Annotated in this window: 1 protein-coding gene; it reads right to left on the reverse strand. The window is 65.3% G+C overall.

The features are described 5' to 3' along the window. Window positions 1-582: TIM-barrel domain-containing protein (locus DAI20_RS19930; RefSeq protein WP_497802650.1), on the reverse strand; the 582-nt coding region annotated here is incomplete at both ends.

Genomic DNA, 582 nt, shown 5'->3' on the forward strand with positions numbered 1-582 from the left:
CAGGTCGCGGGTGTGGATCACGGCAGCATCAGCAACGTTAAAAACGACGTCGCCGCTGGCGTAGGCCATGCCGGACAGGCCCGAACCGACCAGGGTCGGTACGTGCCAGCGGATGTAATCCCAGCTGCTGCTCTGGTCGCCGGTCCATGCCACCGCATAGCGCTGGATGCCGGCCCAGCCCATCACCGTCCACAGGAACGGGCGCGAATCGGAATTGTCCAGGATGCCGTTGAAGGCCTGGCGGTTGGCGTCCATCGCGAACTGGTAGCCCTTGCCGGTCCAGGCCACGTCCAGCTTCTGCACGCGGCTGCCGGCCTTGCCCACTTCCCAGGCGATCTTGTCGACGCCGTTCTCCGTCCACAGACCGGTGCGGAAACCGTACTTGGCCAAGCCCTTCACCGTTTCCGGCAACTGCTTGTAACCGCAGCCGTAACCATCATTGGGCAGGATCCAGCCACCGGGCATGTCGTGGGCGCGGTACTGCTTGGCCACGCTGTCGATCACATCCGGGGTGGTGCCGGTCGGGCCGTCGCTCCAGCCTTCGGGCACGGTGCCGGGCTTCTTGCTGTTGTCGCCGTCGTT

The organism is Planctomonas deserti (assembly GCF_003067705.1).
GTDB classification, from domain to species: domain Bacteria; phylum Actinomycetota; class Actinomycetes; order Actinomycetales; family Microbacteriaceae; genus Planctomonas; species Planctomonas deserti.